The following is a 22914-nucleotide window of genomic DNA, read 5'->3' on the forward strand; positions in this document are numbered from 1 at the left end:
CCAGGCCGAGGACTTCCGCGAGGTCGCCGACGTCATCGCCGAGGCCCTCAAGCCGGGCTTCGATGAGGCCAAGGCCGCCGAGCTGTCCGCCCGCGTCAGCGCGCTGGCCGCCAAGCACCCGCTGTACCCGGACCTGTAAGCAGGCCGGTCCCGGACTGTTCCGGACAGTTCATCGCCTAGTGGTGGGGGCACCGCGCACACTGGAACCAGACAGTGCGCCCGGTGCCCCTGTCCATGACTCCGCTCGTCCAGTTCCCCTGCCCCACCCACAAGACAAGGGCGTCCCCGTGGCCATCAGCGTCTTCGACCTCTTCTCCATCGGCATCGGCCCGTCCTCCTCGCACACGGTCGGCCCGATGCGGGCGGCGCGGATGTTCGCGCACCGCCTGAAGGCGGAGGGCCAGCTGTCCGACGTCGCCTCCCTGCGGGCGGAGCTCTTCGGCTCCCTCGGCGCGACCGGCCACGGCCACGGCACGCCGAAGGCGGTCATGCTGGGCCTGGAGGGCAAGTCGCCGCGCACGGTCGACGTCGAGCAGGCGGACCTGGACGTCGAGCAGATCAAGGCCACCAAGCGGATCGCGCTGCTCGGCACGCACGAGATCGCCTTCAACCCCGACAGCGAGCTGATCCTGCACCGCCGCCGCTCACTGCCGTACCACGCCAACGGCATGACGCTCTGCGCCTACGACGCGGCGGGCGTCCCGCTGCTGGAGAAGACGTACTACTCGGTCGGCGGCGGCTTCGTCGTCGACGAGGACGCCATCGGCGCGGACCGCGTCAAGCTCGACGACACGGTGCTCAAGTACCCCTTCCGCACCGGCGCGGACCTGCTCCGGCTCACCAGCGAGACGGGTCTGTCGATCTCCTCGCTGATGCTGGAGAACGAGAAGGCCTGGCGCAGCGAGGCCGAGATCCGCACGGGCCTGCTGGAGATCTGGTCCGTGATGCAGGAGTGCGTCCGCAACGGGATGAACCACGAGGGCATCCTCCCCGGCGGCCTCAAGGTCCGCCGCCGTGCCGCCTCCGCCGCGCGGGCGCTGCGGGTCGAGGGCATCGGCCCGGCCAACGCGATGGAGTGGGTGACCCTCTACGCCATGGCCGTCAACGAGGAGAACGCGGCCGGCGGGCGGGTCGTCACCGCCCCGACGAACGGCGCGGCCGGCATCATCCCGGCGGTCCTGCACTACTACCTCAACTTCATCCCGGGCGCGGACGAGGACGGCATCGTCCGCTTCCTGCTCGCCGCGGGCGCGGTCGGCATGCTCTTCAAGGAGAACGCCTCCATCTCCGGCGCCGAGGTCGGCTGCCAGGGCGAGGTGGGCTCCGCCTGCTCCATGGCCGCCGGCGGCCTCGCCGAGGTGCTCGGCGGCACCCCGGAGCAGGTCGAGAACGCCGCCGAGATCGGCATCGAGCACAACCTCGGCCTCACCTGCGACCCGGTCGGCGGCCTGGTCCAGATCCCGTGCATCGAGCGCAACGGCATGGCGGCCGTCAAGGCCGTCACCGCCGCCCGCATGGCCCTGCGCGGCGACGGCCGCCACCACGTCTCCCTCGACAAGGCCATCAAGACGATGAAGGAGACGGGTGCCGACATGAAGATCAAGTACAAGGAGACCTCGCGCGGCGGCCTCGCGGTCAACGTCATCGAGTGCTGATGCCGGGGCGCCGACCAGGGACTTCCCCGAAATAGATCTCCCCACTCGCTCCCGGCCCTCCGCCCGGAGGACGGGGGCATGCGCGGGGGTCGACTTGACGCCGACCCCCGCGCCCCGCGGGGAGCGGGCAGTTGGCAAGAGGGCGACGGTCGGTCGACTACGGGGCGGGGAGTTCGCGGACGAGGCGCGAGGACCAGTCGCACCAGATGAGGCCGGGCAGGAACGCGCCGCCGGCTTCGTCGAGGTGCTCTTCGACGTACGGGATGGTCGCGTCACAGACCTCGGTGGCCTGGTCGAAGAAGCCCGTGGTGTCGGGGTTGGTGTGGTAGCTCCAGCGCGGGTTGTAGGGGGCTGTCCGCTTGAGGATCCGTGCGATCAGGTGGGGACGGTCGGTGGTCTCCCCGCTGACGAGTTCCCGGGCGTGCTCGATGTCTTCGGGCTTGGTCAGTTTGATGACGAACTGTTCACGCGTGATGTCGGTCATGACGAAGTAGGCGGCCTCGGCGGCGGCGCGGCCGGGATGGTGCGCCGGGGCGCCGGCCTGGGCGGGTTGGGCCATGGTGAGGGCCAGCAGACTGGCGGCGGCCAGGCCGGCCGCCTTGGTGAACGCGCGTCGCATGGAGTTCTCTCCTCGATCCGGGGCATCGTGCACATCACGAATAGCCACTGAGAGCATTCAAGCAGTGACGGTGTGCAATCATGCCGAGGCGCGTTCGCGTCGCTGTCGCTCTTCACCGCGCCCACTCACGGAGGGGAAAAGGGCAGTCATTCGCCGGGTCGTCAGTCAGCGAGTGGCGGGTTCGGCGGGTCGAGCGCGGTGTCCGATTCCCGCCGGACGCGGCGGCTCCTGAGCGGCAGACTGGGCGAGAACCCCGGACGGACCCGTCCCCGAGGAAGCCCACCATGATCACCGCACCCGAGGCGGCCCGCCTCGCCGCCGCCGTCGACGCCACCGACTGGAACGCCGTCCGTGAGGAGCTGGACGCGCACGGCTGCGCCGTGACGCCGCAGCTCCTCACGCCCGCACAGTGCCGGGAGCTCGCCGCCCTGTACGAGCGGGCAGAGCTGTTCCGCAGCACCGTCGACATGGCGCGCCACCGCTTCGGCTCCGGACAGTACCGGTACTTCACGCACGACCTGCCCGATCCGGTCCGCGCGCTGCGCGAGGCGTTCTATCCCCACCTGCTCGCCGTCGCACGGGACTGGGCGGAGCGCCTCGGCCGTCCCGCCCCCTGGCCGGACACGCTGGAGGCATGGCTGGCGATGTGCCACGCCGCCGGGCAGACCAAGGGCGCGCAGATCCTGCTCCGTTACGAGCAGGGGGACTGGAACGCGCTGCACCGCGACGTCTTCGGCGAGCTGCTGTTCCCGCTCCAGGTCGTCGTCGGCCTCGACCGCGAGGGCGTCGACTACACCGGCGGCGAGTTCCTCCTGGTGGAACAGCGGCCACGGGCCCAGTCGCGCGGCACCACGACCGTTCTGCGGCAGGGCCACGGGCTGATCTTCACGACCCGCGACCGCCCGGTGCGCTCCACGCGCGGCTGGTCGGCGGGGCAGACCCGCCATGGTGTCAGCACCGTGCACTCCGGTCGCCGGCACGCCCTCGGCCTGGTCTTCCACGATGCGTGAGGCCACGATGCGTGAGGCGCCCACCGCAGGACCGGCGGTGCCCGAGGACGGCCCGAGGCGCTCCGTCCACACGCTGGTCGGATCGGACGGACGGCCCCACCCGAGCGGAACGCCCGGAACCCTCGGCGGCCACCGGCGGCTGCGTCTGTACGGACGGCTGGACTGCCCCTCCGCGCTGCGGGCGATCGCCGCCGGCGGGTACGTCGGCCACCGGGTGTTCTTCGCGGACGAGGCGACCGCCGTCGCGGCGGGCTACCGGCCCTGCGCGGTGTGCCTGCCCGACCCGTACCGGCGCTGGAAGGCGCTCAGGGTCGCGCGGGAGGCGTCGTGAGGCCCGCAGGGAGTCGAACCGGCGCGCGCTCACCGCTGATCGCCCCCAGGGAGCTCGGCGGGGACGCGCAGCGGCGCCCGCCGGCGCGGCACACGGCCGCCGAACTCACCGCGCTGCTGGGCCTGCTGAACGCCCAGCACCCACCGGTCCGGACGGTCGCGGTCGGTCACAGCCGCGACGACGCCTCCCGCGAGACGGCGAGGGCCTTCGTCGAAGAATGGAGCCGGGTGGCGGGCCGGTCGGTCCTCGCGGTGGTCGACTGGCCCGAGCAGGCCGCGTCGTGGCTGCGAGCGGCGCGGCGTCTCACCGCGGAGACCCCGGACGCCTGGGTCGTGGCCGCCGCTCCCCTCGGCTGGGCGCAGTTGGCACGCCGGCTGACGCACAGCACCGGGTGGGACGCCCGCCGCACGTTCGGCTTCGCGTCCCTCGCCGTGCCGGACGCCGTCTCCCTCAGTGGATCGCGCAACCTCGACGGGCTGCGCGTCGTGGACGCCGGCGGCGGCGCCTGGGCGGTCCGGGACGGGCTGCTGATCCCCGCCTGCCGAGGAGTGGTGCCGTGACAGGGGCCAGGACCGGGGCGACGACGGGGGCCGTGCCGCTCTTCGACGACGACGTGCAACCGCCCGCGCAACGCTCGGAGATCGCCCCCGGCGCCGTCCACGTCCCGGGCTGGCTGACACTCCCCCAGCAGCGGGAGCTGGTCGCGGCCTGCCGCCGCTGGGCCGCCGGCCCGGTGCCGATCCGTCACACCAGGCTGCCGCGCGGCGGCGCGATGTCCGTGCAGACCGTCTGCATCGGCTGGCACTGGCAGCCCTATCGCTACACCCGGACCGGGGACGACGTGAACGGCGCACGCGTCGCCGACTTCCCGGACTGGATGGTCCGGCTCGGCCGCCGCGCCCTGGTCGACGCCTACCAGGCCCCGGACGCCGGCGACGGCTACACCCCGGACACCGCCCTGATCAACTTCTACGACGCCGCGGCGAAGCTCGGCATGCACCAGGACAAGGACGAGCGCTCCGACGCCCCCGTCGTCTCGCTGAGCATCGGCGACAGCTGCGTCTTCCGGCTCGGCAGCGCCGAGAACCGCAACCGTCCCTGGAGCGACGTCGAGCTGGCCTCGGGCGACCTGTTCGTGCTCGGCGGGCCGTCGCGCTTCGCCTACCACGGTGTCCCCAGGATCCACCCGGGCACGGGACACCCCGACACCGGCTTGGCCCACGGCCGTCTCAACATCACCATGCGCGTCACCGGCCTGACCGGCTGAGGACGAGGCCCGCCGGGCACCGGATTCCGATACGAACAACACGAACAACCCGGACCAGGTGAACGAAGAATGGAGGAACTGCGGAGCGGGGCGAACCGACCCGCCCGAATGCCCATTCCCGAGGCGGACCGGGAAAAAGCCCTCCGGAGTCCACGCGATCCGGTGCGCTCTTTTCCGGTTCCTCACCGCAGGCATTTCCGGGCCGGTGAATTCAGACGGTCATCGGGCGGCAGCTTCTACAGGCCCGGTAACCCGCATGGTGGGCCTCCCTCGGGCTGCGGAACGGCACCCGGTGGGCGGCGGTGATACGCCGCGCGTTGGCGCAGGTGGGGTGGCAGTAGATGCGGGTGGTGTCGCTGCCGAGCAGGAACAGCCCCTCCCGGGCCAGTTCGGCCACCTGACGCAGGTCGATGCCCTCCGCCGCGCGCAGCCGGTCTCCGGCCTCCGGGCCGTCCGGAAGGTCGAACGGGGTGCCGTCGGCACCGGTGACCCGGTGACAGGGGATGAGCACCGCCATCGGGTTGGCGCCCAGGGCGTGCATCACCACCTCGGCGGCGCCGGTGGCCGCGGGCAGCCCGGCGTCCCGGGCGATCCAGTCGGCTGACCGGAGTTGACCCGCGGGGATGGTGCGCACCGCCTCGAGCACCGCGCGGTCGGTCTGCGGCAGGGCGGACAGGTCCAGTGGCAGCTGTCTGGCGCGCCCGGTCCGAATGGCCGTGACCAGGCCGGGGAACGGCTTGGCCGCCGGGATCGCCGAGCGGCCGGTCCGCCGGCGATGCAGCCCCTCGAACGCGGCCGGATCCGGGTGCGGGCCGGTGAGGGCGGCCGCCGTCACCGCCTGCGGGCCGAAGGCGACGTACAGGCCGCCGGCTGCGGTCTCCAGTCGGCAGTACGTGTCGTAGCGCTCCCGGGAGATCCCGACTGCCTGGAGGACGCGCAGGGCGAAGCCCTGCGGGGGCTCCTCGTCGAGCCCGGCCAGATCTCCGGCCAGGGCCGCCAGCCCCGGGTCCACGGAGCCGTCTGGGCCGATCATGCCGTCACCTCCCTCAACGCCGGACGTTCCGCCGTCAGCAGCCGCCGCAGGCCGCTCAGTCCACGGGAGACCTGCGCCTTAGCGGTCCCCACCGGACAGCCCTGGACCTCGGCGACCTCCGAGTAACTCATGCCGACCACATGGTGCAGCACGACCGGCACGCGGTGCTGGGCAGGTAGCTCCGACAGCGCCGCCACCAGCCGGTCCCGGTCGTCGGCGGTCTCGGCCCGCTCGACCGGCCCGGGGCCGGAGTCGGGCCAGACGTCGGCGGCGTCCTCCACCCGGCCGGCCGACACGGGTCGGCGCGCGAGCGACCTCAGGTGGTTGCGCCACACGTTGGCCGCGATGGTGAGCAGCCAGGCGCGTGGGCGCAACTCCCGGCGGCGCTGGCCGGAGTAGCCCTGGAGGGCCGTGTAGGCGCGCAGGAACGTGTCCTGCCCGAGGTCGTCGGCCTCCGCCCGGGAGCCCGACAGCCTGAGCAGGAACGTGTGGACGTCTCTGGCGTGGACCCGGACCAGCTCGGTGAAGCCGGAGTCGAGGTCCGCCGCCAGAAGGTCACCTAGGCACTCGGCGGTCTCTTCTTCCATCACTTTGAGGAACCCCGTCGCACGCCGAAGTGTTGCGCCGCCGGTGACGACAGCCCCGCTCTCGACACCCTCGCCACCGGAACGGTCAGAATCGGGTCGTCCGTGAGGATCGCGCGGTGCAGGCGCCGCATCCGCGGCGCCGGCTCGATGCCGATGTGCTCGCCCAGAACCCGGCTCAGCCTGCGGAAGACAGCCGTCGCCCGGGAGCGCTCTCCCGACCGGTACAGCGCGATCATGAGCTGGGCCTGCAGGTTCTCGTCGGTCGGGCGCAGCGACGCGAGCGCACTGAGTTCATCGAGCATCTCGCGGTGCCGCCCGAGGGCCAGGTCCGCCTCGATCCGCTGGTCGTGCACGGCCTTCCTGGTCTCCTCCAGCTCGACGAGGTGCGGGGCGCTGATCGCGCCGCTGTCCACGTCCGCGAGAGCCGGACCGCGCCAGAGCGCCAGGGCGTCGGCGAACAGGCGGGAGGCGCTCGCCGGGTCTCCGGCGGCGGCGGCGCTCCGGCCCTGTCCCGCCAGTTCCGCGAACCGGGCGCGGTCGAGGTCCTGCGGCAGGACCGCCAGCTGGTACCCCTGGTTCCTGGTGGACACGACGTCGCTGTGGTTGCCCTCCGGCGTGCGCAGGGCCTGCCGGATGTTCAGGACGTAGGTCTGGAGCGTCGACATCGCGCTCTTCGGGGGCTGGGTGCCCCAGAGCTCCACGATGCAGTCGGTGGCACGGACCATCCGGTTGGCGTTCAGCATGAGCAGGCCGAGCAACTGCCGCGGTTTGGGTGCGCTCGGAACGAGGTTCTCCCCCGCGTAGGACAGCTCTAAGGGACCGAGAACACGCATGACCACTTCTTCCCCCTGTTTTCACTGCAGGCCCGGCTGATGCTTTCGGGCGCAGGGGGACAGAGATCCACCGTGTTCCAACCGTCCCCCGACGAGGTTTGACCACGACTCGACTCGACGCTAGTTTCCCGTCCGAGTCCTGTCAATGATCCGACCAATCGAGAGGACGAATAATTCCCCTTCAGTTCGCCTGCGGTCCTTATGTTTCCCCTACACCTCTCGACCGCTCCCATTCAGTCCGCACAGGTGAAAAGCGATTCGATCTCCGCGGCGGCCGAGGACCCGTAGGTCCGCCGGATCAAGTCCGTCAGCAAGGGCAGGGCGAGGCCGTAGTCCTGGGCGCCCACGGACTCCAGCACGACCGTCGCCAGCGCGCATCCGAGCCTGGCGGCCTGCTCGTACGGCCAGTTCCAGGCCGTGCCGGCCAGGAAGCCCGCCCGGAACGCGTCGCCCACCCCGGTCGGGTCGACCGGCGCGGCGCTGGGAACGGCCCGCACCCGTACCGTGGGACGCTCCTTGGTCGCGACGGTCACGCCGTCCGCGCCGGCCGTGGTGATCCAGGCGCCGACCTGTTCCAGGACGTCGCCCTCCGTCCATCCGGTCCGCTCGGCCAGCAGTGCGGCCTCGTACCGGTTGGTGAACAGCAACCGGGCCCCGCTGACCAGTTGACGCACCTCGTGCCCGCTGAGGCGGGCGAGCTGCTGTGAGGGGTCCGCCGCGAACGGGATGCCGAGGCGCCGGCACTCGTCGGTGTGGCGGAGCATCGCCTGCGGGTCGTTGGGAGCGACCACGACCAGGGACAGCCCGCCCAGCCGCCGGGCCGCCCCCGCGAGGGTGATCTCCCTGGCCTCGGTCATCGCCCCCGGATAGAAGGTGGCGATCTGGTTCTGGTCCGCGTCGGTGGTGCACACGAACCGGGCGGTGTGGAGGTTCCGGCTGACCCGCACCAGTTCCGTGTCGACGCCGCTGGCGTGCAACCACTGCTCGTACTCGGCGAAGTCGAACCCCGCCGCGCCGACCAGCAGCGGGTTCAGGCCGAACCGGCCCAGCCCGACCGCGATGTTCGCCGCCACGCCGCCACGCCGGACCACCAGGTCGTCGGCGAGGAAGGAGAGCGACAGGTGCTGGAGCTGGTCGGGCAGGAGCTGATCGACGATGCGCCCGGGAAAGGTCATCAGATGGTCCGTGGCGATCGAGCCGGTGACCGCGATGCGCATGGTGGTTGGCCTCCGTCGGGGAGTGGGGATCGAACGGGTCGTCGGCCCGGGGATCAGCGAGTGCGCCGCAGCGCCCGGTCCACCAGCGCCCCGGCCGCGCCGGTGTAGTCGGCCGGGTCCAGCAGGTCCGACAGTTCCTTGTCGTCGAGGCACTGCTTCACCTCCGGGGCCGCCGCGAGCACCCGGCCGAGCGGACGGCCGGTGCGTTCGGCCTCCGCCGCGGCTTCGGTGAGCAGCCGCTTCGCCCGCGCCCTGCCGATCCGCGGGGCGAGCACCGCCGCGAGTCGCTCCGAGACCAGCATGCTCCCCGTCGCCTCGACGTTGCCGCGCATCCGCTCGGGCCTGACCACCAGCCCCTCGCTGAGCTCGACCGCGGTGTGCACGGCTCCCCCGGTCAGCCGGAGGCACTCGCGCAGCAACGACCACTCCGCGTGCCACGCGCCCGCCGAGCGCTCGTCCTCGGACAGCAGGCTCTGCGTCAGTCCCGCTGTCAGGCACGGGACCTGGAGCGCCGCGCTGCGGATCAGCGTGGCCAGGACCGGGTTGCGCTTGTGCGGCATCGCGGACGAGCCGCCACGACCGGCCGCCGAGGGCTCCACCACCTCGCCGACCTCCGTCCTGGTCAGCGACTGGACGTCGACCGCGATCTTGCCCACCGCGCCCGTGGCGAAGCTCAGCGCGGCCGCCAGGTCGGCGATCGGCGTCCGCAGCGCGTGCCAGGGCAGGAGCGGCGCGGTCAGTCCGGTCTCCCGGGCGTAGGCGGCGGTCAGCCGGTCGACATAGTCGCCCGGCTCGGGTCGCCCCCCGGTCCCGTCGAGTGCCGCGTACTCGAGATAGCCGGCCAGGGTGCCGGCGGCGCCTCCCAGCGATACGGGCAGCCCACCGACCAGGAGCCCGCCGACGCGGTCCGCCGCATCGAGGACCAGATCCCGCCAGCCGGCGGCCTTCAGTCCGAAGGTGGTGGGCACGGCGTGCAGGGCCAGGGTGCGGCCGGCCATGAGGGTGTCGCGGTGCTCGGCGGCCAGCCGCCCGAGTGCCCGGGCGATCCGCTCCAGGTCGGCCCCGATGATCGGCAAGGCGCGGGCGCAGACCAGCATCATGCCGGTGTCGAGGACGTCCTGACTGGTCGAGCCGCGGTGGACGTAGGACGCCGCCCCGGGGTCGGTCCGGGCCACCACGTCGGTGAGGGCGGCGACCAGGGCCACCACCGGGTTCGCGGTCTCCCTGGCGGCCAAGGCCAGGGCCCCGAGGTCCAGCCGGTCCGCGCGAGCGGCACGGGTGATCGCCTCGGCGGCCGATGGCGGGAGCACGCCGAGCGCGGCCTGCGCCCGGGCCAGCGCCGCCTCGGCGTCCAGCATCGCCTGCAGCCAGGCCCGGTCGCTCACCGCTGCCTCGACCGGCGTACCCGCGCGGACCGGGGACAGCAGCCCGGAATCCGGTTCCAGCTCCGCACGGTTCGTCATGCCGCCACTCCTGTCAGGTCGCTGTCGGAACGCTCGCTCAGGCCGCCGGGCGGCTCGGCTCCGGCTCGGCCGAGCGCCAGCACCGCCCGCGCGATGGCGTCGGAGTCGCCCAGCGTCACCGAGTTGACGCCGGGCCTGATCCCTGCGGCGGTCACCCAGTGCACGGACTCCGTCGGGACCCCGTAGGCGAAGAGCCGTCGGTGAGGGAGGCCGTCGGCGCGGACCACCCGGTAGGGGCGGCGGGTCACCGCCAGGCCGCCGGTCTCCCAGGCGGAGCCGTCGACGTTGCGCATGTGGTACGGACGGCACCGACCCGTGGCCAGCATGTGCGCGAGCAAGGGGTCTGCCGTCCGCCGGAGATCCGGCTCGGGCAGCCTGGCCTCGATCAGGACGGCGGCGCGGACCGGCTCGCCGCCGACCCGGCTCGACTCGGCGACGAAGGACGGGGCGTCCTCGTCGATCCTGATGCGCAGTCCCGGCCCCAGCACCTGCACGATCCCCGCCTCCATCAGCGCGATCAGCTCGGCGGTCCGCGAGACGGGCGGGCCGATCGACACGAAAGCGTTCAAAGGCGTGTACCAGTCCCGTAGTTCCTCCCGGTACGACGCGCCGTCCAGACCCCCGTGGTCGACCACCAGGCGGACCTCGTTGCGCAGGTCCCGCAGCGAGTCCAAGGCGGCCTTCAGCGGTCCGCTGACGTTTCCGGCACGTGCCTCGCGCACGTCGTCGGCCAGGTAGGCCAGCAGCCACGCGCGGAACTCCTCGCGGCCGGCGATCGGCGCCTGCCCCTGCGGATCCGCGATCCGCCGCCAGTCCCAGCGGCGTCCCGCGCCGATCCCGTACACGTCGAGCAGGGCCTCCTCCGCCGCACCACGGGGAGCGGCCAGGAAGCGGTCGACGAACTCCTCGCGCTGCCCGTCACGGCCCTCGGCTGCCAGCAGAGTTCCGTAGTAGACGCTCTCCACCTCCTTGCGGATGAGCGGCCACACGTCGGCGCCGAACGTCACCTCCGCGCCGTCCAGCGCCCGGCGGCGCAGCGCCGCGATCGTCTCGGCGGTCAGCAGCCGGGGCGTGTAACGGCCGTGGGCGCCCTTCTCGTTGTCGCCCCGCGAGTGGTACGGCACACCCCGCCGGGATCCGGCGTGGATCAGCGGCTCCTGTCCGGAGGGCCGGTAGGCCAGCCGGTCGCCCCGCCGCACGAACTCCCCTCCGCGGCCGACGGTCAACAGGGCCATGTAGTCGAAGAAGTTCAGTCCCAGCCCGCGTAACACCACGGGCTGGCCGGCCCTCACCGCCGAGAGGTCGACGTCCGCGGGATTGGCGGGCAGGAGGTAGGCCAGCCCGTGGGCCTCGGCGGCCCGCGCGGTGCGCGCCTCCTGCTCGGTCGGCCGGGCCGGGACGTGTCCCTGGGCGAGCACCACCGCGTCCAGCCCGGTGAGCCGGGTCCCGTCGGCGAGGGTGAGCGTGTGCCCGCCGTCGGGGCCCGACTCGTTCAGGGCGACCGCCAGTGTCCGGTGCACCGTCACGACGACGTGCCCGGGCGCTCGGGAGACCACCCGGTCGAACGCGAAGCGGAGGTAGTGGCCGTAGAACGACCGGCGCGGATAGTCGTCCGGTCCCAGAGCGCGCGCCTCCGCGAGGATCTCCGCCGCGGGGCCGCCCGGATCGACCCGTCCCGCCGACCGCCGGGCCGACGACCGGGCCCACTCGTAGAGGCTGGGCCCGCGCTCCACCGGGCCCTCCATCTCCACGCTGTCGTCCGTGAAGACGGTCACCTGCGCGGCCACCGTGTTCATCAGGAGGTCGCGGGACTGCGTGGTACGCCAGACCCGGCCGCCGCCGGGCGGAAAGGGGTCGACCACATGCACCGCGACCGATCGGTGCGTCCTTCGCGCGCGCTCGTTGGCACACAGCCGTTCCAGGACCGACAGGCCGCGCGGCCCCGCACCCACGACGCAGACCCTGAGCTCCCCGCTGAACATGTGCTGTTCTCCCCTTGAGTTGTGAGGCGGCCGGAACCGATGAGCGGTCCTCCGTCAGGCCGGTGAAGGGTCGTCCGTCAGGCCGGTGCGACGACTAGCAGGCTCGTTTCGAGCTCCAGCGCGTGGCTGGACTCCAGGCGCAGGCCGGAGGCGGCGAGCAGCGCGCGGTACCCGTCCCAGGTGCGCTCCCGGCCGCCTGCCGCCATGAGCAGATGCAGATCCCAGAGCAGCGGCAGCAGCGCCGGCTCGTCCGGCGTCCCGCTGTCGATCACCCGCTCGAGGACCAGCAGCCGACCGTGGTCGGGCATGGCCTTGCGGATGCCGGCCAGCAGGCCCACGCAGCGCTCGTCCTCCCAGTCCTGCAGCACCCGGGAGAGCAGGTACACGTCGGCGCCCTCCGGAACGCCGTCGAAGATGTCGCCCCCGCTGACCTCGAACCGGTCGGCGCTGAGGCTGCGCCCCAGGTACTCACGGGCGACCGGCACCATGTGCGGACGGTCGATCAGCAGGCCCCGGATCTCCGGATGGGCGCTCAGGACCGTCGCGAGCAGCATCCCGCTGCCGCCGGCCACGTCGACGACCGTGCGGCAGGGACGGAAGTCGAACGCCTCCAGGACGGCAGGGAAGAACACGTTGCCCGCGTTCATCGCCCGCTGGAACTTCTCCCCCGCCTCGGGGTTCTGCCGCAGGTACTCGTGCAGGGAGAGGCCGAAGGCGTGCTCGAAACCCGACCCGCCGCCGCGCAGGGCGTCGGCCGCGGCGCCCCAGGCGCGATAGAACTCCTCGCCGTAGATGCGCACCATGTCCCGCATCGAGCCCGGCGTCCCCTCACGGAGCAGTTCGCTCACCGGTGTCGGGGTGTAGCCGCGACGGGAGTCGCCGGCGACGACGCCGGTCGCGGCGAGCAGCCGCAGCAGCCGGTCCAGGCCGTCTGCGCTCGCCCCGGTCCGCGCGGCGAGCGCGTCCGCCGTCCCGTGGCCGGCGGCGATGTGGTCGGGGAGGGACAGCACGACGGCGGCGTGCAGGGCCTGGGCCCGCCAGGAGCCGGTGATGATGTCGACGACACGGCGTGCCGCTGATGCGTCGGTCACGGTTTCAGGCCTCTCGTACGCGGGAGTCGGACGCCTCGGTCGCCACCGACGGGTCAGCCGGTGCACTCAGCAGGTCCCGGTGCCGCTCGCGAAGCACGCGCTTGAGCACCTTGCCGGTCACGCCCACCGGCAGGTCGGCGCGGTCGGACGCGAGGACCAGGGCGCTCAGCCGGGGCAACCCCTCGCGGGCCAGGGCGGCGTTGCAGCGCTCCAGCAGGGGCAGCGGATCGTGCGGCGCCCCGTCGGCGAAGAGCACCACGGCAGCGGGGCACATCCGACCGGGGGCGTCGGGGTCGGCGACCGCGACGACGGCGGCGTCGAGGGCCTCGGTGGACAGCAGCACGACCTCCTCCATCGGCAGGCTGTACACGGGTCCGGTGGCCGTCTCGATCACGTCGGGCGTGCGGTCCAGGTGGTACCAGGTGCCGGAGCCGTCGCGGCGCACGATGTCACCGGTCAGGAAGTAGCCGTTCACGACGGACTGCTCGTTCAGGTGCGGGTCGTCCCAGTAGCCGGGCGTGCTGCTGGGGGTGCGCACACCGAGCATCCCCGCCTGGCCGTCGGGCAGTTCGCGGCCTCCGGCGTCGAGCACCGCGGCCTTGCGGACCACCTTGGCGGGCCGGCCGATGCGTCGGCCGAACGCAGTCGTCTCGGGTGTGTACGCCTGCTTGAAGAGCACCATGCCCATCTCGGACGAGCCCAGACCGTCCAGATACCGGGAGCCGGGGTGCACGGCCCCCCGCTCGACCCGACGGCCCAGCTCCGTCAGCGGCCGGACGTGGCGCTCGTGCGAGGCGTCCCCCATGCCGTTCCACGTGTGGATGTTCCGCGCACCCTCGGCGGTGATCCGGTCGGGCCGGATCTCGGCCAAGGTGAGCGGGAAGCCGAGGACGATCGTGGGGCGGAAGAGGTTGACCGCCTGCTCGACGCGTTCCCCGTCGGCCCCGTCGAGCAGCAGCGTCGGGATGCCGAGCAGGATGGCCATGCTGAGATAGCTGATCCCCGCCGAGTGGCTGTGCGGCAGGGCGGTCAGCAGCCGGTCGGAGCGCAGCGAGGGGAACGTCCACAGCCGCTCCCGCTTGCCGACGAAGAACGAACCGTGGTGGAAGACAGGAGCCTTGGGGCGGCCGGTGGTGCCCGAGGAGTGCGAGATCATGATCAGGTCGTCACGGGAGTGACGGTACGGGAATCCGGACAACGGCCGTGGCGGCGCGGTCGCGGTGCGTTCCAGCTCCGCGAGGTCCCGCACCCGCGGCGCGGCGGCCGACGGATTCGCCGACCAGGCGTCGGCCAGCCCCTTGAGCAGGTCGGCGTCGCCCACCACCAGCGTGGTCCCGGTCCGCACGAAGTACTCGGCGGCCGTGGCGGACGCCATCTTGGGGTTGCAGTGCACCGCGGTCGCGCCCAGGCCGGTGACCGCGATGTGGTGCACCAGCCCCGACAGGCCGTCGCGGGTGTGCAGGCCGACGTGCGTGCCCTTGCCGACCCCGTTCTCCCGGTACCAGTGGGCGTAGCGGATGACGGCCCTGCGGACGTCGTCGAGCGACAGACCCGTGGGCGGCCGGTCGGGCCAGTCCGGGGAGGTCACGTCGGGATGGAACAGCAGCGGACGGTCCCGGTCGGTCGCGACCTTCCAGGCGTACCAGAAGAAGTCGCCGGCTCCCAGGCCGGGCGCGGTGTACAGCCGCAGACGCTGGGCGACCGACCGGTGTGTGCCGAACACGTACATGGGGGACTCCTCGCCTCCACACGATGCCGCGAAGGCCCGCCGGGGCCTTTCTCCGGAGTGTTCAGGGCGGTGATAAAGAGTCGGTCCAAGGGCCCCGGGCGGTCGCGGCCGGCCTCGATCCGTTCTTCAGACAGGGTTGCGACGATCACCACAGGGATGTCGACAGCTTGGAGGCCCCGTCTGATGGACAGCCCGACGACCACCCCGGTCGCCATCGTGGGAGGTGGACCGGTGGGTCTGCTGCTGGCGCTCCTCCTGGACCAACAGGGCGTCCGCTCCACGGTGTTCAACACGGCCGGGACGGTGCCGGACCAGCCGCGCGGCAGTACCCACAACGCCCGGACCATGGAGCTCTACCGCAGGCTGGGGCTGTCCGAGCGGGTGCGCGGGCTGGGCCTGCCGGCCGACCACTCCGCGGGCATCTCCTTCTTCACCCGCTACTCCGGGGCCGAGCTCGCGATCCTGCCCTGGCCCGGACCGGCCGAGACCGCACGGCTGGTGAGCGCGGCCGACCGAGCCGACCAGGTGCCGGAGCCACTGCACCGGGCCAACCAGATGTACGTCGAGCGCCTGCTGCTCGACCACGCCCGCACCCGCCCGCGGATCGACCTGCGTTTCGGCTGGCAGGTCGGCGAACTCAGCGCCGACGCCGAGGGAGTCAGCCTCACCGCGCGGCATGAGGACACCTCGCACAGGTGGACGGCCGCGTACGCCGTCGGCTGCGACGGGGGCCGCAGTCTGGTCCGGCGGACGCTGGGCATCCGCTACCAGGGCGAGGGCGGTCTGCAACAGGACGTCCTCGGCAGCCGCTCGATCGCCGCGCACCTGCGGATCCCCAGGCTGTCCTCGGACTTCCTGCGCGGGCGGAGGGCGTGGAGCAACTGGGCGGTGAACGCCGACCTCGCGCTGAACCTGATCGCACTGGACGGCGGGACGGAGTTCTTCCTGCTGACCAGTTCCCTGGACCCGGGCACGGCCGGCCCGGACGACATCGCCTGGCTGGTCCAGCGCGCCGCCGGGGCGCCCCTGGAGGTGGAGGTGCTCAGCCACCGGCCGTGGGCGGCCGGAGCGGCGCTGGTCGCGGAGCGGTTCGCAGCGGGGAGGATGCTGCTGGCCGGAGACGCCGCGCACCTGTTCACGCCCAACGGCGGCTTCGGCATGAACACCGGCGTGGAGGACGCCGCCAACCTCGCCTGGAAGCTCGCGGGCGCGGTCCAGGGCTGGGCGGGGCCGCGGCTGCTGGACAGCTACGAGGCGGAGCGCCGACCGGTGGCGCTCCGCAACACCAGGGCGGCCCGGGAACTGGGCAAGGGTCTGGGCGCGATCCGGCGGCCCGCGCATCTGGAGGAGGACTCGGAACGGGGCGCGGCGGCCCGCCAGCGGCTCGGTCAGGAGCTGGCTGAATACGGGCAGTTGACATTGGACACCTTGGGTGTCCAGCTCGGCGCGCGTTACGATGGTTCGCCGGTCGTCGATGCAGGTCAGGACGGACCTCCGGGTGACTCCTTCACCTCGTACACGCCGTCCGGAACGCCGGGCGGCCGGGCGCCGCACGTCTGGCTCGACGAGGTGCACGGCCCCGGAAGCTCCCTGTTCGACCAGTTCGGAACGGGGTTCACGCTGCTGGACCTCGGTGGCTCCGACGAGTCCCGAAGCCTGGCGGAGGCAGCTCACAGACGACGCATCCCCTTGAAGGTCCTGCACACGGTCGACCAGACGGTCCGCAAACTCTACGAAGCCGAACTCGTCCTGATCCGCCCCGACCAGTACATCGCCTGGCGTGGCGGTCAAGCACCGGACGCTCCCGCAGCACTGCTGGAGCGGGTCACCGGGCACTGATCCACCACCAGACGTCCGCCGAACCGCAGCCCACCCCGCCCGATTGGGAACCACCATGGAGTTCCGTGTGCTCGGCCCCCTGTGTGTCATCGACCGTGGCGCCGACCTGGCGCCGACGGCGCCGAAGCAGCGGCAGTTACTGGCGCTGTTGATCCTCAACGCCAACCGGATCGTCTCGATGGCCCAGCTGGTCGAGGAGTTGTGGGAGTACAACCCTCCCTCCAGCGCCGTCGCGGCGGTGCACACCTACGTGATGCAGCTCCGCAGATCGCTCCTGGGCGAGGCGGACGGCGGGGCCGCGGCGGAGCAGCGGTCCAGTCGGCTGGTCACCCGGGACCACGGGTACCTGTTCCGGGTCCGTCCGGGCGAGTTGGACCTCGATGTCTTCGAGGACCGCGTGCGGGCCGCCAGGGACGCGCTGGCCGGAAAGGAACTCGCCGAGGGCGTCGAGCAGTTGCGCGCCGCGGAGGCCATGTGGACCGGGCCGCTGCTGGTGGACGTGACGGCGGGCCCGCTCCTGCGCTCCGCCGCCGAGGCGATCGAGCGCAACCGGCTCGACGCCGTCGTCCAGCGTCTGGGCGCCGACCTGCATCTGGGCGGTCACCACGAACTCCTGGGCGAACTCAGCGGGCTGGTGCTGCAGCATCCCGCCGACGAGGCGCTGACGAGCCTGCTCATGCTGGCCCTGTACCGGTCGGGGCGGCAGGCGGACGCGCTGACCGCGCACCGCCGCCTGCGGCGGGTACTGCGGGACGAGCTCGACACCACGCCGTCACAGCGGATGGAACAGCTGCACGCGGACGTCCTCGCGGCCCACCCGCGCCTCGAACCCCCCTCGGCGGCGCGCGGCGGCCTCGCCCTGGACCTGTTCACCTCCGCCCCCGCGGACAGGGTCGCCCGACCGGTCGGCCGGGCCTGTCTGCTGCTGCGGACCTGAGCGTCCGGCGCGCCCGGACCGGAGCTCCCACCAGCACCGGCGCCATCAAGGCGGCGACCGCGAGAAAGGCGTGCGGCGCCTGCGCGGACAACGTCCCGCCGGCACCGGTGTCGGCGGGGACTCCCGCGCAGGGAAGCACGGCGACCACGAGCGTCAGACCGAGGGCCGCACCGATCTGACCGACCGACTGCACCAGGCCGGCGGCGAGCCCCGCGCGCCGCTGGTCGATCCCGGCCAAGGCCACGACCTCGCAGGTCATCCAGATCATGGGCAGACCGGACCCCACCAGCACCAGTCCGGGCAGGGCCCCGGTCAGGTAGTCGGAGTGCGCCGAGAGCCGGGACAGCGACAGCAGTCCGGCGACGACGAGGACGCCGCCCGCCGCACGGGGGATGCGGGGCCCGCGGCGCGCCAGTACCCGGCTCGAGGCACGCCCGACCAGGCCGACGCCGCCCACCAGCGGCAACAGGCCGCACCCGGCCTGCCACGCGCTGAAGTGGTCGACCTGCCGGAGATACAGGCCGACGACGACGGCCACCGGGGCCGCGGCTGCCGAGACCAGCAGGATGCCGAACGCCCCGGAGGCCAGCGCGCGGTCACCGGCCACGTCCGCCGGCAGCAACGGCTCGACGCTGCGCCGCTGCTGGCCCGCCAGGACGACGCCGAGGAGCACCGCGACGGTTAGCGACGCCCAGGCGGTGCCGTCGCCGGGCGACTCCGGCAGGCGGGCGAGACCGTAGGCCAGTGCCAGCAGAGCGGCCGTCAGCAGCGCCGACCCGACGAAGTCGGGGCGCGGCGCGCGGCGCACGGCAGGTGGCAACCGGAGCCGCCGGGCGGCCAGGAAGGCCCCCGCCGCGACCGGAGCGCTGAGGCCGAAGGCCCAGCGCCAGCTCAGCTCGCTGACGACGAGGCCGCCGAACACGACGCCGCCCACCGACCCGACACCCGCGACGCCGGCCCAGAGCGCCAAGGCCCGGGCGCGGGCCGCCGGTCCCCGCGTGACGACCATCAGCAGCGCCATCGCGGCGGGGACCAGCAGCGCGGCGGCCGCGCCTTGCGCGGCCCTCGCCGCGATCAGGACCGCGCCGGTCGGCGCGGCCCCGCAGACCGCCGAGCACGCGGCGAAGGCCAGCAGGCCCGACCTGAAGAGCCGGTGCGGCCCCACCCGGTCCGCGAGCCGTCCGCCCAGCAGTTGGAGCGCGCCCACCACGAGGGCGTAGACGCTGGTCACCCACTGCACGTCGCCGAGGCTCATGGACAGGTCACGGCGGATGTCGGTCAGCGCGAGGGAGACGATCCCCTGATCGGCGTTGGCGAGCAGCGGAGCCACCGCGATGAGCACCAGCCCGGTCCGCCCCACGGGGCGCGGTACGCGCGGATCGGCCTCCGCGACGACATGCGCGACAGCCTCCGGGACGGTGGGGGGCAGGGCGGTGCTGCGGCCGGTTCCGGGCACGGGGTCTCCGAGGGCTGGCGCGGCGCGTGGGCGCGCGGGGGCGGCAGGTCGCCGCACTGCGGCGACCTGCGCACGGGGAGGGAGGGCACGCGCGACGAGCGCGGCGGGCGAACGGCGCCTGGCCGGAACGGGGCGCGCCGGGAATCCGGGCGCGCGGCACGTCGTCGGGGCCGGGACGGCCCGGAGCCACGACATCCGGGCGGAAGGGTGATGGGTGGCGGGCAAGCCCGCCACCCATCAGGACCAGCTGCGGGGAGGCGTCAGTGGTCGGTGCGCTTCGGGCGGTCACGGCGTGGACCGGCCCGCCCCGCCAGTCGGACTAGAGCTCCTTGAGCAGGCCGCCGTCGACGACGAACTCCGCGCCCGTCGTGCTCCCGGAACGGGGGGAGGCGAGCAGCACGACCGCGTCGGCCACCTCCTGCGCCTCGACGAAGCGGCCGGTGGTCAGGTTGAGCATCTTCGGGACGACCTCGTCCAGGACGCTGTCGCGGTCGGTGCCCGCCTGGCTGGCGATCTTGTCCGCGACGCCGCCCTCCTCGGTCCACCAGGGCGTGCGCACGACGCCCGGGGAGACCGTGTTGACGCGGATGCCCTGGGGCCCGAACTCGCCGGAGAGCACCTTGGTGAGGTTGCTGAGGCCGGCCTTGGCCGCCCCGTAGTCGACGTTGATCGGGGAGGGCTGACGGGCGTTGCCCGAGGAGATGTTGACGATCGAGCCGCCTCCGCGCTCCAGCAGGTGCGGGATCGCCGCCCGGATGGCGCGGACCGCCGAGAAGAGGTTGAACTCGAACATGGCCCGCCACTCCTCGTCGGTGGCGTGCAGGAAGGAGCCGCGGGGCAGGCTCACGCCAGGCGGCGGGCCGCCGGCGTTGTTCACCAGGATGTCCAGGGCGCCGAAGGCTTCCACCGCCTTCTCGACGACCTGGGCGGGGGCCTCCGGGTCCATGAAGTCGGCCGAGACGTGGACCAGCTTCGGGCTGGCCAGCGCGTCGAGCTCCGGGCTGCTCTTGCGGGAGGCGGCAACGACGTTGGCGCCCTCCTCGAGCAGGGTCCGGGTGACGGCCAGGCCGATGCCCTTGGACGCTCCGGTGACCACGGCCACCCGGCCGGAAAGCTGCAGATCCATAAGAGTCCTTCTCGTGGTGTGGGTCGTCCGCGCGACCGGGGGTGCCGCGCGGACGCGCTCTCAACCTTCTGAACCCCGACCGGTCCGAAGGTGTTGCGGCGTTGTCCGGGGCGATGTTCCGGGCGACGTGTGGGAGGGGTCAGTAGTGGTGCCGGAGCACTTCCTCGGGAAGCTCCTCGAGCTCCGCGATCTCGGACGGCTTTCGGTTCATGTACGCGGGGTCGCAGCCCTGGTGGCCAAGCAGCCGCGCGATCGGGGCGAGCACGCCGAACAGCACCTTCTGCACCGCCCACGGAGGCGTGGTGAACCGCACCACATCGCCGAACTCCAGTGTGGTGACCGCTTGCTGGAGCAGTCGGGGCATGCCCTCGGGCGTGGTCAGACCGTCCTGGGCGAGCCCGAAGAGCTGGCGCAGCACCAGTTGTTCGAAGCGGTCGCTGTTCCTGCGCACCTCGCAGATGTGGAACGACTCCTCGCCGCTGCAGTTCCACCAGCGGTGCTTGATGCCCGGCTGGATCAGCACGCTCTGCCCGGGGGCGTCCAGGGTGACCTGGCGCCCGCCGATGAGGAACGCGACCTTGCCGCGCACCAGCGTGAACCGCTCCTCGCTGACGGGATGGAGGTGCTCGCCCGAGACGGCCCCGCCCGGCTTGGCGTACACGTCCATGACCGTGCGCTCGCCACCGTTCTCGGAGGACGGCGTCCTGATCACCACCCGCTCGCCGCACCGCGGGTTCTCGTAGACCTCTCCTACGCTGACCGTCACTCCTGCCTCCGGTGGTCCGTCGTGGTCGCTGGTACGCCATCCGATGGTCGGCGGTGGGGTCTCCGGGGAAACTCTCAATCTTGCGCTCTCTGCCGACAGGGCGTCACATCGCGTGCGACACCGCAAGATCCGGAGTGTTCGGCGTGCGAACCGCTCCTTACAGTCGCCCCCGGAAGACGGTCGGACGGCACCGACCGCGCGGCCGAGGACAGAGAAGGTGTGTGGCAGTGGCTCAGAGCACAGGCGGTATAGGACGTCGGCAGATCTTCACCGGCGCGGCGGCGACCGTGGGCGCCACGGCGGTCGCCGGCCTGCTGGGGAACACGCCGGCGGTCGCGGCGACGGACCTCACCGCGCAGGACGTCGGCGCGCGTGACGGCGCGGCGCCGGACCCGATCAGGGTCACCTCGGCCGACCAGCAGTACCCGGAGCTGGTGCGCGGGGTCAACCAGCGGTACGTCGGCTCTCCGGAGGCGGTCTACGTCATCCACTCGACCGACCAGGTCGCCGGCGTCGTCCAGCAGGCCGTGAGCGCCGGAAAGCGCATCACGGTGAGCTCGAGCGGACACTGCCTGGAGGACTTCGTCTTCAATCCCGACGTCGAGGTGGTCCTGGACCTCTCGCCGCTCGACCGGGTCTCCTACGACCCCGACCGGAACGCCGTCGCGGTGGAGACCGGGGCCGCGCTGCTCGACGTCTACCACACGCTCTACCAGAACTGGGGCGTCACCATCCCCGCCGGGATCTGCTACTCGGTCGCCGCAGGCGGCCACGTCAGCGGAGGCGGCTGGGGGCTGCTCTGCCGACAGCAGGGCCTGGTGATCGACCACCTCTATGCGGTCGAGGTCGTGGTGGTGGACCAGTCCGGAGCGGTGCGCACCGTCGTGGCCACCCGCGAGGCCGACGATCCGCACCGGGACCTGTGGTGGGCGCACGCGGGCGGAGGGGGTGGCAACTTCGGGATCGTCACCCGCTACTGGTTCCGTTCGCCGGGAGCGACCGGGAACAGCCCGAAGACACTGCTGCCCAAGCCGCCGAGCTCGGTCTACCTGCTGGCCGTCTCCTGGCCGTGGGCCCAGATGACGCAGGACGCCTTCTCGCGCCTGGTGGCGAACTACGCCTCGTACTTCGTCGCGAACAACGCGCCCGGCAACCCCCGGACGGCGCTCGCCAGCTTCCTGGTGCTCACCCACCAGTCCGCCGGCCAGATCGGAATGGTCACCCAGGTCGACGCCACGGTTCCCGGCGCGCGTCAGATGCTCGATGACTACCTGGCGGCCCTCAACACCGGCGTGGGCGTCCAGCACACCGCGCTGACCCGGCCGATGGCCGAGCTGACCGCCATGGAGCAGTACGCAGAGCCCCGCCTGCTGCCCTGGTTCGAGGCCACGAAGTACCTCGGCACCACGAACGCGAACCTGACGGACTCGACCCTGCGACAGGAGTACAAGTCCGCCTACATGGCCGACGTCTTCCCCGCACGCCACCTGTCGGTGATGTACAAGTACCTGAGCCAGGCCGGAGTCGCCATCCCCGGCGCCTCGGTGACGCTCAGCTCCTACGGCGGCCAGGTCAACGCGACCGCCCCGGACGCGACGGCCTACCCGCACCGGGAGTCCGCGTTCAAGATGATGTGGATGTCCCGTTGGGCCGACCCGACCGACGACGCCACCTACATCGCCTGGAACCGGGCGTTCTACTCGGAGCTCTACTCCGACACCGGCGGGGTCCCGGTCCCCAACGGCACCACCGACGGCTGCTACGTCAACTACCCCGACGCCGACCTGAGCGACCCGCAGTACAACCGCTCGGCCACCCCCTGGAGCGCGCTGTACTACAAGGGCAACTACGCGGCGCTCCAGCAGGTCAAGAAGGAGTACGACCCGCTGAACGTCTTCCGTCACCGCCAGTCGGTTGAACTGCCCTCCTGACCGGCCGAACCGGCGTGCGCCCCGCCCCCCCCCGCCCCCGGG

The 22914-nt window shown here is 72.6% G+C and carries 20 protein-coding genes and 1 pseudogene; 9 read left to right on the forward strand and 12 right to left on the reverse strand.

Going from position 1 to position 22914, the window contains the following annotated elements; genetic code table 11:
- Together TR50_RS46165 and TR50_RS35505 are read left to right on the forward strand one after the other, a co-directional pair.
- Nucleotides 1-139: pseudogene (locus TR50_RS46165) on the forward strand (serine hydroxymethyltransferase); the annotation flags it as partial.
- A gap of 148 nt (nucleotides 140-287) precedes the next feature.
- Nucleotides 288-1655 carry an L-serine ammonia-lyase gene (locus tag TR50_RS35505; RefSeq protein ID WP_042431974.1) on the forward strand — a complete coding sequence of 456 codons (1368 nt, stop codon included), beginning with the start codon at nucleotides 288-290 and terminating at the stop codon, nucleotides 1653-1655.
- 157 nt (nucleotides 1656-1812) lie between these two features.
- Here TR50_RS35505 and TR50_RS35510 read toward each other — a convergent pair whose 3' ends face one another.
- On the reverse strand, nucleotides 1813-2274 hold the full coding sequence (locus tag TR50_RS35510) for a BP74-related protein (protein WP_042431976.1): 462 nt from the start codon (nucleotides 2272-2274) through the stop codon (nucleotides 1813-1815).
- A 284-nt stretch (nucleotides 2275-2558) separates the two neighbouring features.
- Here TR50_RS35510 and TR50_RS35515 point away from each other — a divergent pair, with 284 nt between their 5' ends.
- The 4 genes from TR50_RS35515 to TR50_RS35530 are packed head-to-tail and all read left to right on the forward strand — an operon-like array spanning nucleotide 2559 to nucleotide 4882.
- Entirely contained in the window at nucleotides 2559-3284 is a 726-nt protein-coding gene (locus TR50_RS35515; RefSeq protein WP_042431979.1) for a 2OG-Fe(II) oxygenase, read from the forward strand.
- A complete protein-coding gene (locus TR50_RS35520) occupies nucleotides 3277-3615 on the forward strand; it encodes an Ada metal-binding domain-containing protein (RefSeq protein WP_236654731.1) in 339 nt (112 codons plus the stop codon). The genes TR50_RS35515 and TR50_RS35520 overlap by 8 nt, the downstream gene beginning before the upstream one ends.
- Nucleotides 3612-4175, forward strand: a complete 564-nt coding sequence (locus tag TR50_RS35525) for a hypothetical protein (protein ID WP_052441718.1) — start codon at nucleotides 3612-3614, stop codon at nucleotides 4173-4175. The genes TR50_RS35520 and TR50_RS35525 overlap by 4 nt, the downstream gene beginning before the upstream one ends.
- A gap of 53 nt (nucleotides 4176-4228) precedes the next feature.
- A complete protein-coding gene (locus tag TR50_RS35530; RefSeq protein ID WP_042432047.1) occupies nucleotides 4229-4882 on the forward strand; it encodes an alpha-ketoglutarate-dependent dioxygenase AlkB family protein in 654 nt (217 codons plus the stop codon).
- Between the two features lie 211 nt (nucleotides 4883-5093).
- Here TR50_RS35530 and TR50_RS35535 read toward each other — a convergent pair whose 3' ends face one another.
- From TR50_RS35535 to TR50_RS35570, 8 genes are all read right to left on the reverse strand, one after another.
- Nucleotides 5094-5915, reverse strand: a complete 822-nt coding sequence (locus TR50_RS35535; RefSeq protein WP_052441719.1) for an MGMT family protein — start codon at nucleotides 5913-5915, stop codon at nucleotides 5094-5096.
- A complete protein-coding gene (locus TR50_RS35540) occupies nucleotides 5912-6502 on the reverse strand; it encodes an RNA polymerase sigma factor (RefSeq protein WP_042432052.1) in 591 nt (196 codons plus the stop codon). The genes TR50_RS35535 and TR50_RS35540 overlap by 4 nt, the downstream gene beginning before the upstream one ends.
- Nucleotides 6502-7335: an AfsR/SARP family transcriptional regulator gene (locus TR50_RS35545; protein ID WP_084701549.1), complete on the reverse strand. Its 834-nt coding sequence runs from the start codon at nucleotides 7333-7335 to the stop codon at nucleotides 6502-6504. Before TR50_RS35545 ends, TR50_RS35540 begins: the two co-directional genes overlap by 1 nt.
- 233 nt (nucleotides 7336-7568) lie before the next feature.
- The gene (locus tag TR50_RS35550; protein ID WP_042431985.1) at nucleotides 7569-8552 is read right to left on the reverse strand and encodes a carbohydrate kinase family protein; all 984 of its coding nucleotides are present in this window, start codon (nucleotides 8550-8552) and stop codon (nucleotides 7569-7571) included.
- 53 nt (nucleotides 8553-8605) lie between these two features.
- Nucleotides 8606-10015 carry a nitrosuccinate lyase gene (locus tag TR50_RS35555; protein WP_042431987.1) on the reverse strand — a complete coding sequence of 470 codons (1410 nt, stop codon included), beginning with the start codon at nucleotides 10013-10015 and terminating at the stop codon, nucleotides 8606-8608.
- Complete coding sequence (locus tag TR50_RS35560; protein WP_042431990.1) at nucleotides 10012-11997, reverse strand: FAD/NAD(P)-binding protein; 1986 nt, start codon at nucleotides 11995-11997, stop codon at nucleotides 10012-10014. Before TR50_RS35560 ends, TR50_RS35555 begins: the two co-directional genes overlap by 4 nt.
- 77 nt (nucleotides 11998-12074) lie before the next feature.
- A complete protein-coding gene (locus TR50_RS35565; protein WP_042431992.1) occupies nucleotides 12075-13088 on the reverse strand; it encodes a methyltransferase in 1014 nt (337 codons plus the stop codon).
- 4 nt (nucleotides 13089-13092) lie between these two features.
- Nucleotides 13093-14817 carry a class I adenylate-forming enzyme family protein gene (locus TR50_RS35570; RefSeq protein WP_042431994.1) on the reverse strand — a complete coding sequence of 575 codons (1725 nt, stop codon included), beginning with the start codon at nucleotides 14815-14817 and terminating at the stop codon, nucleotides 13093-13095.
- Between the two features lie 183 nt (nucleotides 14818-15000).
- Here TR50_RS35570 and TR50_RS35575 point away from each other — a divergent pair, with 183 nt between their 5' ends.
- Together TR50_RS35575 and TR50_RS35580 are read left to right on the forward strand one after the other, a co-directional pair.
- Nucleotides 15001-16656, forward strand: a complete 1656-nt coding sequence (locus TR50_RS35575; RefSeq protein ID WP_042431996.1) for an FAD-dependent monooxygenase — start codon at nucleotides 15001-15003, stop codon at nucleotides 16654-16656.
- Nucleotides 16657-16711: 55 nt separating this feature from the next.
- Nucleotides 16712-17593 (forward strand): AfsR/SARP family transcriptional regulator, encoded by an 882-nt coding sequence (locus TR50_RS35580; protein ID WP_042431998.1) that lies wholly within the window; start codon nucleotides 16712-16714, stop codon nucleotides 17591-17593.
- Here TR50_RS35580 and TR50_RS35585 read toward each other — a convergent pair.
- The 3 genes from TR50_RS35585 to TR50_RS35595 form a co-directional block, all read right to left on the reverse strand.
- Complete coding sequence (locus TR50_RS35585) at nucleotides 17526-19049, reverse strand: MFS transporter (protein WP_042432000.1); 1524 nt, start codon at nucleotides 19047-19049, stop codon at nucleotides 17526-17528. The two genes, TR50_RS35580 and TR50_RS35585, sit on opposite strands and share 68 nt — an antisense overlap.
- Before the next feature lie 319 nt (nucleotides 19050-19368).
- Nucleotides 19369-20175 (reverse strand): SDR family NAD(P)-dependent oxidoreductase, encoded by an 807-nt coding sequence (locus tag TR50_RS35590; protein ID WP_042432002.1) that lies wholly within the window; start codon nucleotides 20173-20175, stop codon nucleotides 19369-19371.
- Between the two features lie 139 nt (nucleotides 20176-20314).
- The gene (locus TR50_RS35595) at nucleotides 20315-20941 is read right to left on the reverse strand and encodes a cupin domain-containing protein (RefSeq protein ID WP_042432004.1); all 627 of its coding nucleotides are present in this window, start codon (nucleotides 20939-20941) and stop codon (nucleotides 20315-20317) included.
- A gap of 227 nt (nucleotides 20942-21168) precedes the next feature.
- Here TR50_RS35595 and TR50_RS35600 point away from each other — a divergent pair, with 227 nt between their 5' ends.
- The gene (locus tag TR50_RS35600) at nucleotides 21169-22872 is read left to right on the forward strand and encodes an FAD-binding oxidoreductase (RefSeq protein WP_201776918.1); all 1704 of its coding nucleotides are present in this window, start codon (nucleotides 21169-21171) and stop codon (nucleotides 22870-22872) included.
- Nucleotides 22873-22914 lie beyond the last annotated feature (42 nt).

Source organism: Streptacidiphilus anmyonensis (assembly GCF_000787855.1).
GTDB classification, from domain to species: domain Bacteria; phylum Actinomycetota; class Actinomycetes; order Streptomycetales; family Streptomycetaceae; genus Streptacidiphilus; species Streptacidiphilus anmyonensis.

Bases quoted from the DNA above. Each gene is read 5' to 3' on its own strand.
- TR50_RS35510 (WP_042431976.1), bottom strand. From the start codon at position 2,274: ATGCGACGCGCGTTCACCAAGGCGGCCGGCCTGGCCGCCGCCAGTCTG.
- TR50_RS35515 (WP_042431979.1), top strand. From the start codon at position 2,559: ATGATCACCGCACCCGAGGCGGCCCGCCTCGCCGCCGCCGTCGACGCC.
- TR50_RS35520 (WP_236654731.1), top strand. From the start codon at position 3,277: ATGCGTGAGGCCACGATGCGTGAGGCGCCCACCGCAGGACCGGCGGTG.
- TR50_RS35535 (WP_052441719.1), bottom strand. From the start codon at position 5,915: ATGATCGGCCCAGACGGCTCCGTGGACCCGGGGCTGGCGGCCCTGGCC.
- TR50_RS35540 (WP_042432052.1), bottom strand. From the start codon at position 6,502: ATGGAAGAAGAGACCGCCGAGTGCCTAGGTGACCTTCTGGCGGCGGAC.
- TR50_RS35545 (WP_084701549.1), bottom strand. From the start codon at position 7,335: ATGCGTGTTCTCGGTCCCTTAGAGCTGTCCTACGCGGGGGAGAACCTC.
- TR50_RS35550 (WP_042431985.1), bottom strand. From the start codon at position 8,552: ATGCGCATCGCGGTCACCGGCTCGATCGCCACGGACCATCTGATGACC.
- TR50_RS35555 (WP_042431987.1), bottom strand. From the start codon at position 10,015: ATGACGAACCGTGCGGAGCTGGAACCGGATTCCGGGCTGCTGTCCCCG.
- TR50_RS35560 (WP_042431990.1), bottom strand. From the start codon at position 11,997: ATGTTCAGCGGGGAGCTCAGGGTCTGCGTCGTGGGTGCGGGGCCGCGC.
- TR50_RS35570 (WP_042431994.1), bottom strand. From the start codon at position 14,817: ATGTACGTGTTCGGCACACACCGGTCGGTCGCCCAGCGTCTGCGGCTG.
- TR50_RS35575 (WP_042431996.1), top strand. From the start codon at position 15,001: ATGGACAGCCCGACGACCACCCCGGTCGCCATCGTGGGAGGTGGACCG.
- TR50_RS35580 (WP_042431998.1), top strand. From the start codon at position 16,712: ATGGAGTTCCGTGTGCTCGGCCCCCTGTGTGTCATCGACCGTGGCGCC.
- TR50_RS35590 (WP_042432002.1), bottom strand. From the start codon at position 20,175: ATGGATCTGCAGCTTTCCGGCCGGGTGGCCGTGGTCACCGGAGCGTCC.